At 74.5% G+C, this 17,873-nt stretch carries 10 protein-coding genes and 1 pseudogene; 8 read left to right on the top strand and 3 right to left on the bottom strand.

The genetic code is table 11. The annotated features are described in order from the left end of the window. Positions 1–25: 25 nt before the first annotated feature. Positions 26–2,462, bottom strand: a pseudogene (locus B079_RS32745) (ATP-binding SpoIIE family protein phosphatase). Positions 2,463–2,681: 219 nt separating this feature from the next. On the opposite strand from B079_RS32745, the gene lanKC reads away from it, so the two are divergent. From lanKC to B079_RS36090, 4 genes are all read left to right on the top strand, one after another. After that, positions 2,682–5,408 (top strand): class III lanthionine synthetase LanKC, encoded by a 2,727-nt coding sequence (lanKC, locus tag B079_RS0125335; protein ID WP_018548653.1) that lies wholly within the window; start codon positions 2,682–2,684, stop codon positions 5,406–5,408. 38 nt (positions 5,409–5,446) lie between these two features. Further along, positions 5,447–5,560 carry a SapB/AmfS family lanthipeptide gene (locus B079_RS0125330; RefSeq protein WP_018548652.1) on the top strand — a complete coding sequence of 38 codons (114 nt, stop codon included), beginning with the start codon at positions 5,447–5,449 and terminating at the stop codon, positions 5,558–5,560. 163 nt (positions 5,561–5,723) lie between these two features. Then, complete coding sequence (locus tag B079_RS0125325) at positions 5,724–7,427, top strand: ABC transporter ATP-binding protein (protein ID WP_018548651.1); 1,704 nt, start codon at positions 5,724–5,726, stop codon at positions 7,425–7,427. A 28-nt stretch (positions 7,428–7,455) separates the two neighbouring features. Further along, a complete protein-coding gene (locus B079_RS36090) occupies positions 7,456–9,159 on the top strand; it encodes an ATP-binding cassette domain-containing protein (protein ID WP_234016864.1) in 1,704 nt (567 codons plus the stop codon). Between the two features lie 30 nt (positions 9,160–9,189). On the opposite strand, the gene B079_RS36085 is transcribed toward B079_RS36090, so the two are convergent. After that, positions 9,190–9,798, bottom strand: a complete 609-nt coding sequence (locus B079_RS36085; RefSeq protein ID WP_018548649.1) for a response regulator transcription factor — start codon at positions 9,796–9,798, stop codon at positions 9,190–9,192. Positions 9,799–10,136: 338 nt separating this feature from the next. Here B079_RS36085 and B079_RS0125310 point away from each other — a divergent pair, with 338 nt between their 5' ends. Continuing rightward, the gene (locus B079_RS0125310) at positions 10,137–12,269 is read left to right on the top strand and encodes a SpoIIE family protein phosphatase (protein WP_234016873.1); all 2,133 of its coding nucleotides are present in this window, start codon (positions 10,137–10,139) and stop codon (positions 12,267–12,269) included. Positions 12,270–12,442: 173 nt separating this feature from the next. On the opposite strand, the gene B079_RS32740 is transcribed toward B079_RS0125310, so the two are convergent. Beyond that, positions 12,443–13,801, bottom strand: coding sequence for a S1 family peptidase (locus B079_RS32740; protein WP_018548647.1), 1,359 nt, complete (start codon positions 13,799–13,801; stop codon positions 12,443–12,445). 682 nt (positions 13,802–14,483) lie between these two features. Between B079_RS32740 and B079_RS0125300 the strand changes: the two genes are divergently transcribed. The 3 genes from B079_RS0125300 to B079_RS0125290 all read left to right on the top strand — a co-directional run bounded on the left by B079_RS0125300 (position 14,484) and on the right by B079_RS0125290 (position 17,872). After that, a complete protein-coding gene (locus B079_RS0125300; RefSeq protein WP_018548646.1) occupies positions 14,484–14,699 on the top strand; it encodes a hypothetical protein in 216 nt (71 codons plus the stop codon). A 132-nt stretch (positions 14,700–14,831) separates the two neighbouring features. Then, positions 14,832–15,638, top strand: coding sequence for an HlyD family efflux transporter periplasmic adaptor subunit (locus tag B079_RS0125295; RefSeq protein ID WP_018548645.1), 807 nt, complete (start codon positions 14,832–14,834; stop codon positions 15,636–15,638). Next, entirely contained in the window at positions 15,635–17,872 is a 2,238-nt protein-coding gene (locus B079_RS0125290) for an NHLP family bacteriocin export ABC transporter peptidase/permease/ATPase subunit (RefSeq protein ID WP_018548644.1), read from the top strand. Before B079_RS0125295 ends, B079_RS0125290 begins: the two co-directional genes overlap by 4 nt. Position 17,873 lies beyond the last annotated feature (1 nt).

Below are 17,873 nucleotides of genomic sequence, written 5' to 3'. Positions count from 1 at the left end.
GCGCCACTCGAAACAGCCGTACCGCTCACGCGTTCTCGTCCGTCACCAGGTCCGCCCACACCTGTTTTCCGCCGCTGACCGGGACGGTGCCCCAGGTGGAGGAGACCGCCTCGACCAGGAGGACGCCCCGCCCGCCGGTGGCCTCCCAGGCGACGCTGGTGGGCTTGAGGGGGCCGCGCGGGGAGGCGTCGGCGACCGCGAGGCGCAGGCGGCGGCCGACCAGGCCGAGATCGAGGCGGACCTGGCCCTCGGTGTGCACGAGGGCGTTGGTGACCAGCTCGGAGACGATCAGGAGAGCCGCGTCCAGGCTGCCCTCGGGCACGTCCCAGCCGCGCAGCACGCGCCGGGTGAAGCGGCGCGCGTGCCGGACCGCCTCGGGGACGCGCCACACGCTCCAGCTCTCGCGCAGCGGGCGTACGGCCATGCCGTCGTAGCGGGTGAGCAGCAGGGCCACGTCGTCGCCCCGGTGGGCGCCGCCGAGCAGGGCGTCGGCGGCGGCGCCGAGGTCGGCGGGGTCGACGGCCGCGAGGTCGCGGGCGAGCCGGGCCATGCCCTGGTCGAGATCGGAGTCGGCGGACTCCACCAGGCCGTCGGTGGTGAGCGCGAGGACGGTGCCGGGTCTCAGGCGCAGCGGGGTCATCGGGAACTCGGCCTGGGCCAGCACTCCGAGGGGCGGTCCGCCCTCGGCGGTGACGATCCCGGTGGTGCCGTGGGGGTGGCGCAGCACCGGCTGCGGATGTCCGGCGCGCACGCACAGCGCGGAGCCGCTCTCCATGTCGACGTCGACGTAGGCGCAGGTGGCGAAGAGGTCGGTCTCCATGTCGAGCAGCAGCCGGTTGGCGAGGGCGACCACCACGTCCGGGGGGTGGCCCTCGGCGGCGTAGGCGCGCAGGGCGGTGCGCAGCTGGCCCATGAGGGTGGCGGCGCCCGCGTTGTGGCCCTGAACGTCGCCGATGACGAGGGCGACGTGGTTGTCGGCGAGCGGGATCACGTCGTACCAGTCGCCGCCGACCTCCAGACCGGCCGTGGCGGGGAGGTAGCGGGCGACGGCCTCGGCGCCGGGGAGGCGGGGCAGGCGGCGGGGCAGCAGGGTGCGCTGGAGCATGCCGACGAGTTCGTGCTCGGCGTCGAAGGCGTGGGCGCGCAGCAGGGCCTGTCCGGTCAGGCCCGCGCAGGCGGTGAGCAGGGCGCGTTCGTCGGGGCCGAACTCGTGCGGCCGGTCCCAGCCGATCAGGCAGACCCCGGCGGTGCGGCCCCCGGCGGGCAGCGGCAGGACGGCGAGGCCGCCGGGGCCGACTCCGGCGAGGCCGGGCTCCAGGCGGGAGCCCGCGGGCCAGATGCGGGCGCGGCCCTTGCGCAGGGCGGCGGCGAGGGCGGGCATGGCGCGTACGGGGGCGTCGGGCCACTCGCCGCGCCATTCCGCGCGCCAGAGTTCGGGCCAGGCGCCGGGTTCGGGCGGATCGAGGACGGTGACGACGAGACGGTCGTTCTCCAGTTCGGCGAGCGCGATGCGGTCGGCGCGCAGGGGTGCGCGCAGGGCGGCGACGACGGCCTGGCCGACGTCCTTGACGGTGCCCGCGGTGGCGAGGGCGGCGGCCAGGCGCTGGACGCGGGCCACGTCGGTGACGTCGGAGCGGAAGGCGGAGGCGTCGGCGACGGTGCCGACGAGCCGGGCCGGGTGTCCCCCGCCGCCGGGCAGCAGCCTGCCGCGCAGCCGCAGCCAGCGGGGCGCGCCCGAGGGCTGGAGGGCGCGGAACTCCAGTTCGCGGTCGCCGACGGGCAGGTGGTCGGCCTCGACGACGGACATCAGCGCGGGCAGGTCCTCGGGCACGGTGCGGCCGAGCAGGGTCTCGACCTTGCCGTCGAACGCCTCGCGGGAGAGGCCGAAGAGCCGCAGGATGTCGTCGCCGACCTCGACCCGGCCGGTGTCCATGGCGAGGCGGAACGCGTCGTCGGCCAGTTCGCGGGCGGGGCCGGGCGGCACGGGCACCGGCGCGGTGACCGCTCCGGCGAGCAGTTCGAGGCAGGCCCGGTTCGTCGGCGCCGAAGCCGCCGGGTTGTTCTGTGACGGCGGCCAGGCAGCCGCTGCCGGGCGCCCCGAGCGGCAGCGCGGCGAGCGCGAAGCCGGTGTCCGGGGCGGGTGTCGCACCGGGGCCCGACCAGACCGGCCGTCCGGTGCGGTGAGCCTCGGCGACGGGGGAGCCCGCCGTGGCCGGGCAGCCGTCGCGCAGGCCGTACAGGGGGCGTGGGAGGCCCGCGGACTCCACGAGCCGGAGGGTCGCGGGGTCGTCGCCGGGGGCGTAGATCCCCGCGTACGTGGCTCCCGCCAGGACCAGTGCCTGTTCGAGGACCCGGCGGGGCCGGTCCGTAGACGGCATGGCCATCAGCGTGGCGAGGACACGCTCGGCACGCTCGGTTCTCGATCTGCGTACCGCAGCACCCTCGCTCGCCACGTTGGCCATTACAGCGCCTGTGGGGCTTTCGCGCAGCCCCCGTGCACGCCCCAAGTGGTACGAGCATTCCGCGCGTAGCCGTCCGAACACATCTTTACCCGTGCGTTCCGCACGACGATCTCATGACTTGTATGACTGTCCGCCACCGTTCGACTCCTGAGAGTGTCTTCTCGTGCCGACCGGGACCACCGGAACGGCGGTTGCAGGGGTGGGAGGGGCGACAAGGCCATGGACAAGCGGTACGAGGTGTACGCGCTCGCCGATGGACACTTCTACGACACGCCCGACCGGCTCTCGGCGGAGACGGGCGAGGCGGCACCGCAGTACGCGGCGGCACGGCGCCCGGTGCCGGACGGCTGGCACGCGGCCCGCTCCGGGGACTGGCTGACGCTGACCCCGCTCGGGGAGGGCGGCGCGCCGGAGCCGGGACCGGCCCAGGGCTGGAAGATCCACTCCTCGGCGACGGCCGCGAACGCCGGCCGGGTCGCGGAGATCGTGTGGGACTACTGCGTGCCGCGCCGCATCCCGTTCAAGTTCGTGCCCGGGCCGCATCTGCTGCATCTGCGCAACGCGAAGTACGCGGGCCGCGACACCAGCGGCAAGTTCGTCACCGTCTACCCGGCCGACGAGGAGCAACTGCACCTCATTCTGACCGAGTTGGGCGCGCTGCTCGACGGTGTCGAGGGTCCTTACATCCTGACCGATCTGCGCTGGGGCGCGGGACCGCTCTACGTCCGCTACGGCGCGTTCGCCCGCCGGTACGTCGTCGACGAGCGCGGCTCGCTGGTGCTCGCGGTGGCCGACGGCGAGGGCACGCTCGTGCCGGACCGGCGCGACCCCTCCTTCCAGGTGCCGGAGTGGGTCACGCTGCCGGAGTTCCTGCGCCCGCATCTGGAGGCCCGCAACACCACGACGGTGGGCGAGCTGCCGTACCGCGTCGAGAAGGCGCTGCACTTCTCCAACGGCGGTGGGGTGTACGCGGGTTCGGATGTCCGGGACGGCAGCCGGGTGGTGCTGAAGGAGGCCCGGCCGTACGCGGGGCTCGCGGCCGACGGCGCGGACGCGGTGACCCGGCTCGAACGGGAGAAGGACGCGCTGGAGCTGGTCGCCGGGACGGGGGTGGTGCCCGAGGTGCGCGACTGGCTGACTCTCGGCGAACACCGGTTCCTGGTCATGGAGTTCCTGGAAGGACGCCCGCTCAACTCCTTCTTCGCGGAGCGGCATCCGCTGCTGATACCCGACCCCGACCCGGAGAAGACGGCCGCGTACACGGCCTGGGCGCTCAGGGTGCACGCGGCGGTGGAGCGGGCGGTCGCGGCGGTGCACGAGCGCGGGCTGGTCTTCAACGACCTGCATGTCTTCAACATCATGGTCGCGCCGGACGAGGAAACGGTCCACCTCATCGACTTCGAGGCGGCGGCCCCGGCCGCGGAGAACGGCCGCCAGACGGTCGCCCATCCCGGCTTCTTCGCCCCGCCGGACCGCCGGGGCAAGGACGTGGACCGCTATGCGCTCGCCTGTCTGCGGATCGCCCTGTTCCTGCCGGTGACCTCGCTGTTCGTGGTGGACCGGGGCAAGGCCGCGCATCTGGCGGAGGTGATCGCGGAGCAGTTCCCGGACGTGCCGCGCGCCTTCCTGGACGAGGCGGTCGCCGAGATCACCCGGAACACCCGGGGCGGCGAGGCCCGTCCGGCCACCCCGCTGGTGATGCCGGGCGACTGGCCGCACAGCCGGGACTCCATGGTCAAGGCGCTCCTCGCCTCCGCGACCCCGGACCGCTCCGACCGGCTCTTCCCGGGCGACATCGCCCAGTTCGCCGACGGCGGCGGACTCGGCCTCGCGCACGGCGCGGCCGGAGTGCTCTACGCGCTTGCGGCCTGCGGGGCCGACCGGTACGAGGAGGGTGAGCGCTGGCTGCTGAGGCACACCGCTCCCCCACCGCCCGGCACCCCGCTCGGCCTCTACGACGGACTCGCGGGCGTCGCCCTGGTCCTCGACCAACTGGGCTATCAGCAGCAGGCGTTGGATCTGGTCGGCGGCATCCTGCGGGAGAACTGGCGCAATCTGTCCGCCGATCTGCACGGCGGCCTGGCCGGACTCGGTCTGGTCCTCGGGCATCTCGCCGCCACGACCGGGGAGAAGGCCCTCGCGGAACACGCCGCCGAGGCGGCCGACATCCTCGTACGGCGGCTGGCCGAACCGGTCCCCGACACGCCCCGGCGGCGGGCGGGCCTGATGCGCGGCGCGAGCGGCCCGGCGCTGTTCCTGCTGCGCCGGTACGAGGAGACCGGCGACCCGCGCGCGGCAGCGGCGGCGGCCGAAGCACTCCGCCGCGACCTGGCCTGCTGCGTCGTCCAGAAGGCGAGCGGCGGCCTGGAGGTCGACGAGGGCTGGCGCACGCTGCCCTACCTCGGGGACGGCAGCGTCGGGATCGGACTGGTCCTGGACGACTATCTCGCCCACACGGGCGCCGACGGCTTCGCCGCACAGGCCCGCGCGGCGGCCCCGGGCAGCCGGGAACAGACCCTCCTCGCCCACGCGGCGGGCGCGGCACCCGAGTTCGAGCGCGCCCGGGACGGCATCCTCGCCGCCGCGACCTCCCGCTTCTACGCACAACCAGGTCTCCTCCAGGGCCGCGCCGGAATGGTGCTGCATCTGGCGCGCAGTACCGCGCCGGGTGTCACCCAGGAGCGGCTGGAGCGGCAGATCGACGGGCTCGGCTGGTTCGCGATGGCCTATCAGGGCCAACTCGCCTTCCCCGGGCACCAGATGATGCGGCTCTCGATGGACCTCGCCACCGGAACGGCAGGCTGTCTGCTCGCCCTCGCCTCGGCGCTCGACGCCGGCCGGGACGCGGGCGACGGCCCGGGCACCGCCCCCCATGTGGGCGCCCACCTGCCCTTCCTCCCGCCGCCGCAGGCGGCCCTCACACGCGGCTCCGACCCGGAGTCGTGACACAACCCCGTCCCCATGAATAGGGAGAGGACACCACCATGGCACTGCTCGACCTCCAGGTTCTCGAGTCCGACGACCACACCCTCACCGTCGCCAGCACGGTCAGCCTGCTGTCCTGCGTCTCGGCGGCCAGCGTTCTGCTCTGCCTGTGATCTGACCGGCACCACTCGGCTCCGGGCGACCTCTCCCCTCACGGGGAGGGGGCGTCCGGGGCCTTCCCGTTCCCGGGGGCGGTTCCCAACGCCCGCTGAACGACGGGGGCTTGACGCCCTTCGATCTCTTCCACCCGCTCGAACCGAGGCGAGGCCGCAGCCGATGACGCCCAGTCCCGACGCCGACGCCACCCGCGCCCTGTCCCGCGCCGTGCTCCGTCACGGCGGCCCGCGCGCCGCCGCCCTGTTCGCCCTGAGCACCGCCGCGACCGCCGCCGGGCTGCTGCTGCCGGCCGTCCTGGGGCGCTCCCTCGATCTGCTGCTGACCCGCGAGGACGCCACCCGCTGGGTGCTCTGGTGCGCGGGGCTCGTCCTGCTGTCGGCCATCCTCGAGGGCTGCGCGGGCGTGGCGAGCGGCACCCTGGACGCGGGCGCGGCGGCGTGGCTGCGCCGTCGCGTCACCGGGCGCGTACTGGCGTCGGGGCCGCGTGCGGCGGCCCGGTTCGGCGGCGGGGACCTGGTGGCCCGGCTCGTCGGCGGCGCCGCGCAGGCCGGTACGGGCCCGGGGGCGCTGGCCGCGCTGCTCGCCGAACTCGCGCTGCCGATCGGCGCGTTGGTCGCGCTCGGTCTGGTCGACTGGCTGCTCGCGGCCGTGTTCCTCGCCGGGGCGCCGGTGCTCGCGCTGCTGCTGCGGGCCCTGGCCCGGGACACCTCGGCGTGCGCGGCCGAGTACCAGCGGGAGCAGGGTGTGCTCGCGGCGGGGCTGGCGGAGGCGGTCGGGGGGCACCGGACGATCCGGGCGGCGGGCGCCGAGGAGCGGGAGGCGGCCCGGGTCCTCGCCCCGCTCCCCCGGCTCTCCCGCGCGGGCCACGCCATGTGGCGGGTACAGGGCCGGGCCGCCGCGCGGGCGCTCACCGTGGCCCCGCTGCTGAACCTGGGCGTGGTCGCGGTGGCCGGGCTGCTGCTCGCCCGGCACCGGCTCTCGGTGGGCGACGTGCTGGCCGCCTCCCGGTACGCCGCGCTCGCGACCGGGGTCGGCGTCCTGGTCGGGCGGCTGGCCGCGCTCAGCCGGGCCCGGGCGGGCACCGCGCGACTGGCCGAGGTGCTGGCCGAACCGGTGCCCGCGCACGGCACCCGGCAACTCCCCTCCGCCCCGGGAAAGTTGGAGCTGCGGGGCGTGACGGCCCGGCGCGGGGGACGCACCGTCCTGGACGGGGTCGACCTCATGGTGCCCGGCGGCACCACCCTCGCCGTCGTGGGCCGCTCCGGCACCGGCAAGTCGCTGCTCGCCGAGATCGCCGGGCGGCTCGCCGACCCGGACGGGGGCGAGGTGCTGCTGGACGGTGTCCCGCTGCGCGACCTCGGCCACGACGCGCTGCGCCGCGCCGTCTCCTACGCCTTCGAACGCCCGGCCCTGTTCGGGACGACCGTCGAGGACGCCCTCGCCTTCGGCCTGGACCGGCCGTCGGCCCACCGGGTCCGCGAGGCGGCCCGCACGGCACGCGCCGATGCCTTCGTCCGCAGACTGCCCCGGGGCTACGACACCCCGCTCAGGGAGGCGCCCCGCTCCGGCGGCGAGTCCCAACGCCTGGGCCTGGCCCGCGCGTTCGCGCACGGCGGCCGGTTGCTGATCCTGGACGACGCCCTCTCCAGCCTGGACACCGTCACCGAACGCCAGATCTCCCGCTCCCTGCTGACCCCCGGCGGCCCGACCCGGCTCCTGGTCGCCCACCGGGTGGCGACCGCGTCGGCGGCGGACGCGGTGGCGTGGCTGGACGGCGGGCGGCTGCGGGCGGTGGGGCCGCACGCGGAGCTGTGGCGGGAGGCGGAGTACCGGGCGGTGTTCGGGGACGCCGAGGCCAAGTAGCTCTTGACACAAGGGGAGTTGAACTCCGGTGAATCTACGGCAGCGGGCGGCGCGGTACGCGCGGACGCGGTGGCGGGTGCTGGTGCGGCTCGGCGCCTGGTCCCTGCTCGAGGCCGGGCAGACCTTCCTGGCCGGGTACGCCCTCGCGCGTGCCCTGGACGCGGGCTTCCTCGCCGGAAACGTCCGCACCGGCCTGCTCTGGCTCGGGGCGGCCGGTGCGGCGGTGGTCGTGGGCGCGGTCGGCACCGGGCGGGTGTACGGCGTGGTGGCCGCGCTGGTCGAACCGGTGCGGGACCGGCTGGTGACGGGGGTGGTCCGGCGCGGGGTCCGCGAGGCCGACCCGGGCGCGCTCTCGGGCCTGACCCAGCAGGTGGAGATAGCCCGCGACACCCTCGCGGGGCTTGTCCTGGTCTCCCGCTCCTTCCTCTTCACCGCGGCGGGCGCGCTGATCGGCCTGTTCTCCCTGAACCCCCTGCTCCTGGCGGTGGTGCTGCCTCCACTGCTGGCCGGAGTGGCCCTCTTCGCGGCGACCCTGCGTCCCCTGGCCCGCCGCCAGGAGGCGTTCCTCGCGGCGGACGAGGCGCTGGCCGAGGACCTGGGCGCGGTGGGCCCCGGCCTGCGGGACATCACCGCGACCGGAGCCGAGGCCCGGGTCGCGGAGAGCCTGGGCCGCCGCGTCGACGCCGAGCTGCGGACGGCGCGTTCCCTGGCCCGCTGGAGCCCGGCCCGGGTGGCCGCGCTGGCGCTGGGCGGCGAGGTGCCCGTGCTCCTGCTCCTCGTGGCGGCCCCCTGGCTGCTGCGCCGGGGCGTCACGCCGGGGGCGCTCCTCGGCGCGCTGGCGTACGTCGGCCAGTCCCTGTATCCGGCCCTGCAGAACCTGGTCCACGGGCTGGGCACGAGCGGGGCACGGCTGACGGTCGTACTGCGCCGCCTGATCCCTGCGGGGGAGACCTCGCACGCGCCCGCTCCCGAGGCGTCCCCGGCCGCCGTGGCGCGGCCGGAGCGCGAGACACCCGCACTCGCCCTCTCCGGCCTCCGCTTCGCCTACGGCCCGGCGAGTGAACCGGTCCTCCACGGGCTGGACCTGACGCTGCCCCCCGGCACCCACCTCGCCGTCGTCGGCCCGAGCGGCACCGGCAAGTCCACGCTGACCGCCCTCGTCGCCGGGCTGCTCACGCCCGACGCGGGCACCCTCCACGTCCACGGGCACCCGGCGCCGGACGCGACCGCCCTGCGCACGCTCATCCCGCAGGAGGCGTACGTCCACGGCGGCACCCTCGCCGAGAACCTGACGCTGCACCGCCCAGGCCCCGTACCCGAGGACGAACTGCTGGCCGCCGCCGACGCGGTGGGCCTGACCCCCCTGCTCACCTCACTCGGCGGCCCGGACGCCCGGGTCGACCCGGCGGCACTCTCCGCGGGCGAACGCCAGCTCGTCGCGCTCGCCCGCGCCTACCTCTCCCCCGCCCCGCTCGCCCTGCTGGACGAGGCGACCTGCCATCTCGACGCGGAGGCGGAGGAACGCGCGGAGCGGGCGTTCGCGGCCCGCCCCGGCGGGACTCTCGTCGTCGTCGCGCACCGGATGAGTTCGGCCCGGCGGGCGGATCTGGTGCTGGTGCTGGACGGCGCGCGCACGGTGTGCGGGACGCACGCCGAACTGCTGGCCTCCTCGCCGCTGTACCGGGACCTCATGGGCGACTGGGCCGAGGCGCCCGACACACGGGTGGGCTGAGCGGCCCCGGGAACGGCGTCACAGCCCCCGTCACAGCCACCCCTCCCCCCGCGATATCCGGATCGCGTCGATCCGGTTGCGCGCCCCCGTCTTCCGGGTGATCGCCGCCATGTAGTTCCGGACCGTCCCGTGGGACAGATGCAGGCTGCGGGCGATCTCGGCGATCGACGCGCCCCCCGCCGCGAGGTCCAGCACGCTCAGCTCGCGGCGGGTGAGCGGGATCTGTGTCGCCCGCAGGAAGCCGAAGCCCAGGGAGGCGTCGATGAAACGTTCCCGCGCGGCGACGTGCCGTATCGCGCGCACCAGGCGGTCGGGGGAGCCCGCCTTGTCGACGAAGCCGAGCGCCCCCGCTTCGGCCGCGCGCTTGAGGAGTCCGGGGCGATGGGCACTGGCGAGGACCACGAGGGCCGGTGGGCGTCCTCCCGTGCCCGGGGGACACAACTCGGCCAGTGGGGGCGCCGCGTTGCCGTCGCCGTACTCGAGGTCGGCCGCGCACACGTCCGGGGACAGTGTGCGCACCTGGTCGGAGGCGCCGCGCCACGGCGTGTCGTCCACGTGGAGACCCGGCTCCCGCCGCAACCACTCCGCCAGGACCGCCCGTACCAGACACGCGTCGTGCACCAGAAGCACCCGGATCACTCCCGCCCCCTCGGTCTCGCTCTACGTCGCTCTGCGCGGCCGTACTGTCACCCTCGGAAGTCGACCGCGTGCCCATTGTTGGGTGTGTCGGCCCATCTCGTGCGCGGAGATCCGGCCATCAGGAGGCGCGGGGGCGCACACGCGGCGCCCGTGTGCCATCGCGTGCTCCGGAACCACGGGCATGGGCCCCGCCCTCGCGGGGTACTCGGGTGTCCCACTGCCGACCGGGCCGGTCCGCAGGTCACGGACGCCGCCCGGTGGCGGCATCCGCCGCGCGCGGGGCGTCCCCGGGCGGGCGCCCCGCTCCGCCCGGGCCGGGCGCGCGACCGTACGAGGAGGTGGTCGGGGTGTCCGACACACCGGGGCCCGTCTCCCCGGCGGCCGGACGACCGCTGCTGTCGGTCGCGCTCGCCTCGATGATGGAGGAGGTCGAGGCGCACTCCGGCGCGGTCTATCTGCTGCGGTCCGACGCGCCGGTCCTGGAGATGGCGGTGATGGCGGGGCTGCCGCGCGCGTTCGCCGCGCCCTGGGAGCGGGTCGGGCTGAGCGCGCAGATCCCGGTGGCCCAGGCGGTCCGGGAGCGGCGCCTGGTATGGGTGAGCGGCGCGGAGGAGATGGCCCGGCGCTTCCCGAGGATCGCGGTGGTGCTGCCGTACCCCTTCGCGCTCGCGGCGGTGCCGCTCGCGACGGCGGAGCGGGTGCACGGCGTGGTGTTCGTGACCTGGCCGGGCACGCGCGCGGCGGAGCGGTCCGGCGAGGAGCAGGCGCGGCTGACGGAAGCCTGCGCGCGCCTTTCCGGGCAGCTCGAGCGGGCCGCCGCCGAGGCCCGCCCGCCCGGACCCGAGCCCGATCTGCTGGCGGCGCCCGCGCCGGAGGCCGGGGCGGCCCCGGACCCGGCGGAGGCGGCGCGGCTGCTGTCCCGGCTGCCCTACGGCCTGGTCTCGATGGATCTGCGCGGCCGTATCGGCTTCCTGAACGAGGCCGCCGCCGAACTCCTCGGCCGCCCCGCCGGGGAACTGCTCGGCACCCTGCCGTGGATGTCGGTGCCGTGGCTGAACGATCCGGGGTACGAGGACCGCTACCGGGCCGCGCTGCTCGGCCAGCGCCCGACCTCGTTCGTGGCGCTGCGTCCGCCGGACGCGTGGCTGTCCTTCCGGCTGTATCCGAGCACGACCGGGCTGAGCGTGCGCATCACCCGGGTCAAGGTGCTCACGGAACGGGCGCGCGAGGCGGCGCGGTCGGGCGCGCCCCCGCCCCGCCTGGTGACCATCTCCCAACTCCTCAGCCTGAGCGGCGCGTTGACCGAGGCGGTGGCGGTACGGGATCTGGTGCGGCTGGTCGCGGACGAGCTGGGGCCCGCCGTCGGCAGCCGGGCGCTGGTACTGCTCGGCTCGCAGGAGGGACGGCTGCGTGTGCTGGGCCACCACGGCTACCCCGACGCGCGGGCGGTCGAGTACTACGACGGCCTGCCGCTGAGCGCGCGGACCCCCGGCACCCAGGTCCTGGACAGCGGGGTGCCCGCGTTCTTCGAGTCGGGGGCGCATCTGGAACGGCTCTATCCCTCGGGTCACGAGGCCCGGGACGGCTTCGCGGCCTGGGCGTATCTGCCGCTGGTCGCCTCGGGACGCCCGGTGGGCACCTGTGTGCTGGCGTACGGGGAGCCGCATGTCTTCCGGGCCGAGGAGCGCGCGGTGCTGACCAGCCTCGGCGGGCTCATCGCGCAGGCCCTGGAGCGGGCCCTGCTGTACGACGCCAAGCACCGGCTCGCGCACGGACTCCAGTCGGCGCTGCTGCCGCACAGCCTGGCCCCGCCGCCGGGCATCGAGGCGGCGGCACGCTATCTGCCCGCGACCCGGGGCATGGAGATCGGCGGCGACTTCTACGACCTGGTGCCGACCCGGCCGCTCGCGGCGGCGGTGATCGGCGACGTGCAGGGGCACAACGTGACGGCGGCGGCGCTAATGGGCCAGATCCGCACCGGGGTACGGGCGTACACGGCGGTGGGGCAGGCGCCGGAGGAGGTCATGGACAGCATCAACCGGCTGCTGCTCGATCTCGGTGCCGATCTGTTCGCCAGCTGTCTGTATCTCCGGCTGGACCCCGCGCGCGGACGGGCCGTGATGGCGCGGGCCGGACATCCACCGCCGCTGCTGCGCCGCCCGGACGGCCGGGTCCGGGTGCTGGACCTGGCCGGGGGCCCGCTGCTCGGGATCGACGCGGGGGCGGTGTATCCGACGACCGAGGTGTCCCTGACCCCGGGTTCGGTGCTCGCCCTCTACACCGACGGGCTGGTGGAGTCGCCGGGTGTGGACATCGAGGACGCGCTGGTCGAGCTGGGCGCGGTGTTCGCCGAGGCGGGCGCCGGGCCGCTGGAACGCGTCGCCGACGAGCTGATCCGGCACGGGGCGTCGGGGCGCGAGCGGGTGGACGACGTGGCGGTGCTGCTGCTGCGGGCGAGCGGGGGCGGGTGAGGGGGAGGGCACCCGGGCCGCAGGGGCCGTACGGCGGCTGGGGCCGAAAAAGGGTGGTCCGGCCCTCCCGCCGGAGGGCCGGACCGTCCCCGGCCGACCGGAACCGCGTGTAAACGGCCGGCCGGGGCGTCAGGTCCCGGCACCCGCGCGGGGTGCCGGAGGGGTGCGGCGGCTCAGTTGCCGCTGCGGTGGTGGCGCGACTTGTGGTGCTGGGCGGTGCCGTCCTGGGCGGCACCCTGGTCGTCCGCTGCCTGGTCACCGGTACCGTCACCGGCGGCCTGGTCACCGGCCCCGGCGGACGGGTCGGCCGAGCCGCCGACCTCGTCGCCGCCCGCCTGGTCACCGGCGCCCGCCTGGTCGCCCGCACCGGCCTGGTCGCCCGCGCCCGCCTGGCCGCCGTCGCCGAGGGTGGCGCCGGTGGCCGCGAGGGCGGTGGTGACCGGCTGGAAGAAGGTCTCGCCGCCGCTGGTGCAGTCGCCGCTGCCGCCGGAGGTCAGCCCGACCGCGCCGCCGTCCTGGGTGAACAGGGAGCCGCCGGAGTCGCCGGGCTCGGCGCAGACGTTGGTCTGGATGAGACCGGTGACGGTGTCCACGCCGTTGGGGTCGGTCTCGCTCTGGAAGTTGACGGTGGCGTCCAGACCGGTCACCTGGCCGTTGTGCAGCCCGGTGGTGGAGCCCATGCGGAACACGGTGGAGCCGACGGTGGCGTCCACGGCCTGGCTGATCGGCACGGTCTGGCCGTTGCCCGCGTTGACCTCGCTCGGGGCCTCGGTCGCCGGGTCGTCGTACTTCACGAGGGAGAAGTCGCCTTCGCCGGGGAAGGTCGCCTGGTCCACCGTGGCGATCGGCTGACCGGTCTGCGAGTCGGACCACTCCTTGGCGGCGACTCCGCAGTGACCGGCCGTCAGGAAGGCGGGGCTGCCGTCGGAGGCGGTGACGTTGAAGCCGAGGGAGCAGCGCACATTGCCGCCCTCGACCTGGGAGAAGATGGCGTCGCCGCCCGAGACGAAGGTCTTGAAGGTGCCGGAGGACTTTCTGAGGGTGGCCATGTTCGCGCCGAGGCCGTCCACGGTGGACTCCAGGCGGTCCCACTGGGCGCCGGTGACCGTGCTGTCGGCGCTGACGACGACCTTGTTGGTGCGCGGGTCCACGGCCCAGGCGGTGCCGGGGATGGTCGCCTTGGTCTTCAACGTCTGTGCGGCGGCCTTGAGTTCGGTGGTGCTGTTGTCGACCTCGCGGACGGTGGCACCGGCCTGCTGGGCGCGCGCCATGGCGTTCTGGTCGCCCCGGGCCACGTTGACGACGAGCTGCTGCTTGCCGTTCTCGTAGTAGGAACCGGCGAACGCGGCCCCGAGCTGCTTCTGGATCTGGGCGCTGAGCGTGGAGGCGTCGGTGGACTTCAGCGTCTTGGCGGTGCCTGCGGCGGCGGTCGCGTCCTTGTCCTGCGACGCCATGGCGTTGGGCAGCAGGAGGGCCGCGGCTCCGAGCGCCGCGACACCGCCCACCGCTATCGCGGCCTTGCGCTTGGGCATTCGCTTGTGACTCAACCTTCTCGACCTCCAGTGGGGGACGGGGGTCTGCCGCTAGGGGCAGTGGATCGGGGGCGCCCGGACGGCTACAGGTACGGGCGGGGTGCGCGGAGCGTTCAACTCCGTTCACCAACTTCCTTCAGGGCAAAGCGAATCGGCCACCGCGACAGCGGGGTCTGCCCGGCTCGCGGGGCCGTACCGCGAGGGCGGCGGGTCCGGATCGTCACGCTGGGGGCCCGTCAGGTGACGGTCCGTCCACGAGGTGTACCGGAATCGTTGCTTCAGGGAATCTGCACACCGACTGCCCAAGCGGGTCACCGGCACGGCCGGATCTGCACATCCGCGCGCCCCCGCGGCGCGCCTTTGGAGAGGAGTGCCGGATTCGCCGCCGGAGGAACGCACGAGTCGGTGCGCGGCGCGCGCCCGGCATGTGAAGGAGTGGCCACGACGTCGTGCGCACGCCGTCACCATCACCCCCCATTACCGACAGAAACGCCTGGTGAGGGGCTTGTTCGGGTGGAAGCGGGCGCGGCGTGCGTGCTTTGATCCATCGCACCGCGGGGACCGCTCAGGGGCTGCCGGAGACGGCGGCCCCCGGGCGCTTTCGCGGTACGGCGGTCCATCTGTCCCCCAGAGGGGGCCGCTCTCCCCCTTGTGAGATATCCATATGAAGGGAAGTTCCACCATGAACTCCACCCCCCAGGTTGAGACCGTCGAGATCTCGGACGCCGAGCTGGACAACGTCTCCGGCGGTCTGTCCGTGAACGCCCTCAACACCGTGACCGGTGCCGTCAACGGCATCGCCCCGGTTTCCGGCCTGGTGGACACCGCCATCGGCACCGTCGAGGGCGTCACCGGCCTGAACACCCAGCCGGTCACCAACCTGGTCGCCGGTCTCTGATCGCACCTGGTTTCACCGAAGTCCCGGAGCCGTCCGCCGGCTCCGGGACTCTCGGGCGTTCCGCGGCGGTTTCCGGACCGGACTCCGCCGCTGTTTCCGTGCCGTCGTCTCTCCTCGGGTGAGGGAAGTTCCGTGCAGTTCCGCCAACAGGCCCTCGCCAAGCTCCAGTCGCCGGAGGAACTCGACCTCCCGGTGCGGCTCGCGCGCCCGCAGGGCTGGCTCGCGCTGGGTGTGACCGTCGTCGTGATGGCCGCCGCCTCCGTGTGGGCGGTGACCGGTTCGGTCACCTCCACGGTCGCCGCGCCCGCCATCCTCACGCACGCGCAGGGCAGTTATCTCCTCCAGAGCCCCGTCGCCGGTCAGGTGACCGCCGTGCTCGCGAAGCAGGGCGCCCGGCTCCCCGCGAACGCCCCCGTCCTCAAGGTCCGTACGGCGCAGGGCGATTCGCTCATCCGCACGGTCGCGGCCGGACGGATCACCGCGCTCGCCGCGACGATCGGGCAGATCATCCAGACCGGCGCCGACGTGGCCGCCGTGGAGAAGGTCGCACACGCGGACGATCCGCTGTACGCGACGGTGTACGTGCCCGCCGAGAACGCCGCCTCGATCCCGGCGCACGCGGCGGTCGACCTGACCGTCTCCTCCGTGCCCGCCGACCGCTACGGCGTGCTGCGCGGCCGGGTGAAGTCGGTGGACCGCACCGCCCAGTCGGCCCAGTCGATCGCCGCGTTCCTCGGCGACACCCAGCTCGGCCGGCAGTTCACCCGCAAGAGCCGCCCGGTCGCCGTGACCGTGAAGCTGGAGAAGTCGGCCTCGGCGAAGAGCGGTTACCGCTGGTCCTCCGCCGACGGGCCGCCCTTCCGGCTCGACTCCATGACCCTGGCCACCGGTTCGGTCCACCTGGCCGACCAGCGTCCCCTCGATTGGCTGCTCCCGTGACCGTGCAGACGGGGCAGGACCCCGACACCCGTAGCCGCAGACGCGCCGCACCGCCCCGGCGCCCGGTCCCCAAGGGCCGTGGCGGCACGGTCCGTACGCCCACCGTGCTCCAGATGGAGGCCGTCGAGTGCGGCGCCGCCTCCCTGGCGATGGTGCTCGGCCACTACGGCCGCCATGTCCCCCTTGAGGAGCTGCGCATCGCGTGCGGTGTCTCCCGCGACGGCTCGCGCGCGAGCAACCTCCTGAAGGCGGCCCGCAGTTACGGCCTGACCGCCAAGGGCATGCAGATGGACCTGGCCGCCCTCGCCGAGGTGCGCGCCCCGGCCGTGCTGTTCTGGGAGTTCAACCACTACGTCGTCTACGACGGCATGGGCCGCCGCTTCGGTCGGCGCGGGGTCTACATCAACGACCCCGCCAAGGGCCGCCGGTTCGTGCCCATGGAGGAGTTCGACGGCAGCTTCACCGGTGTGGTGCTCGTCCTGGAGCCCGGCGAGGACTTCGCCAAGGGCGGGCGCAAGCCGGGCATCCTCGGCGCGATGCCCGCCCGGCTGCGCGGCACCGCGGGCACCCTGCCCGCCGCGGTCCTCGCGAGCCTGCTGCTGGTCGCGGTCGGCGCGGCGCTGCCCGCGCTGAGCCGCACCTACATCGACATGTTCCTCATCGGCGGCCAGACCTCGCTGCTCGGCGTGCTGTTCGCCTCCATGGGCACCTGTGTCGCGCTGACCCTGGTGCTGACCTGGCTCCAGCAGACCAATCTGCTGCACGGCCGGATCATCTCCTCCACCCTCTCCAGCGCCCGCTTCCTGCGCCATCTGCTGCGGCTGCCGGTCACCTTCTTCTCCCAGCGTTCCCCCGCCGACCTGGTCCAGCGCCTCCAGTCCAACGACCAGGTCGCCGAGACCCTGGCCCGCGACCTCGCGGCGGCGGGCGTCGACGCGATCGTGGTCGTGCTGTACGCGGTCCTCCTCTACACCTACGACCCGCAGCTCACCTTCGTCGGCATCGGCGTGGCCCTGCTGAACATCGTGGCGATGCGCATGGTCGTACGGCTGCGCGCGACCCGTACGGCGAAGCTCCGCGCGGACACGGCGCGGCTGACCAACACCTCGTACACCGGCCTCCAGTTGATCGAGACGATGAAGGCGACCGGCGGCGAGGACGGCTACTTCCGCAAGTGGGCCGGGCAGCACGCGGCGACCCTGGAGGAGCAGCAGAAGCTCGGGGTGCCGAGCGCGTGGCTCGGGGTGGTCGCGCCGACGCTGGCCACGCTCAACAGCGCGCTGATCCTGTGGATCGGCGGGGTGCGTGCGATCGAGGGGCACATCTCGGTGGGTCTGCTGGTCGCCTTCCAGGCGCTGGTGGCCCGCTTCACGGCCCCGCTCACCCGGCTGAACGGCGTGGCGGGCCGCATCCAGGACTTCGCGGCCGACGTGGCCCGGCTGAAGGACGTGGAGAACTTCCAGGCCGACCCGCTCTACGACCGTCCCGGCGGCGCGGGCGAGTCCACGCGCAGGCTGCGCGGGCATGTCCAACTGGAGAACGTGACCTTCGGCTACAGCCCGCTCGACAAGCCGCTGCTCACCGGCTTCGACCTGACGGTGGGCCCGGGTCAGCAGGTGGCGCTGGTCGGCGGCTCGGGCAGCGGCAAGTCCACGGTGTCCCGGCTGATTTCCGGGCTGTACTCCCCGTGGGACGGCGTGATCCGGATCGACGACACGCGTCTGGAGGACATTCCGCGCGGCGCGCTCGCCTCCTCGGTCTCCTTCGTGGACCAGGACGTGTTCCTCTTCGAGGGCTCGGTGCGCGACAACGTGGCGCTGTGGGACCGCTCGATCCCGGACGAGGCCGTGGTGGAGGCGCTGCGGGACGCGGCGCTGTACGACGTGGTGATGCGCAGGCCCGGCGGCATCCACAGCCGGGTCGAGCAGGACGGCCGGAACTTCTCCGGCGGCCAGCGCCAGCGCCTGGAGATCGCGCGGGCGCTGGTGCGCCGCCCGAGCATCCTGGTCCTGGACGAGGTGACCAGCGCGCTCGACGCGGAGACGGAGCTGGTCGTGATGGACAACCTGCGCAGGCGCGGCTGCGCCTGTGTGGTGATCGCGCACCGGCTGAGCACGGTCCGCGACAGCGACGAGATCGTGGTGCTCCAGCACGGCACGGTGGTCGAACGTGGCCGCCACGAGGAGCTGGTGGCACGCGGCGGCGCCTACGCGGCGCTGGTCAGGGAGCGGTGAG

The organism is Streptomyces sp. LaPpAH-108 (assembly GCF_000373625.1).
Lineage (GTDB): Bacteria > Actinomycetota > Actinomycetes > Streptomycetales > Streptomycetaceae > Streptomyces.
The sequence above is the reverse complement of the archived record's forward strand: the minus strand, read 5'-3'. Positions and strand labels throughout refer to the sequence as shown.

Excerpts from the sequence above, each read along its gene's own strand:
- B079_RS32740 (WP_018548647.1), bottom strand. The coding sequence starts at position 13,801 with ATGCCCAAGCGCAAGGCCGCGATAGCGGTGGGCGGTGTCGCGGCGCTC.
- lanKC (WP_018548653.1), top strand. The coding sequence starts at position 2,682 with ATGGACAAGCGGTACGAGGTGTACGCGCTCGCCGATGGACACTTCTAC.
- B079_RS0125300 (WP_018548646.1), top strand. The coding sequence starts at position 14,484 with ATGAACTCCACCCCCCAGGTTGAGACCGTCGAGATCTCGGACGCCGAG.
- B079_RS0125325 (WP_018548651.1), top strand. The coding sequence starts at position 5,724 with ATGACGCCCAGTCCCGACGCCGACGCCACCCGCGCCCTGTCCCGCGCC.
- B079_RS0125330 (WP_018548652.1), top strand. The coding sequence starts at position 5,447 with ATGGCACTGCTCGACCTCCAGGTTCTCGAGTCCGACGACCACACCCTC.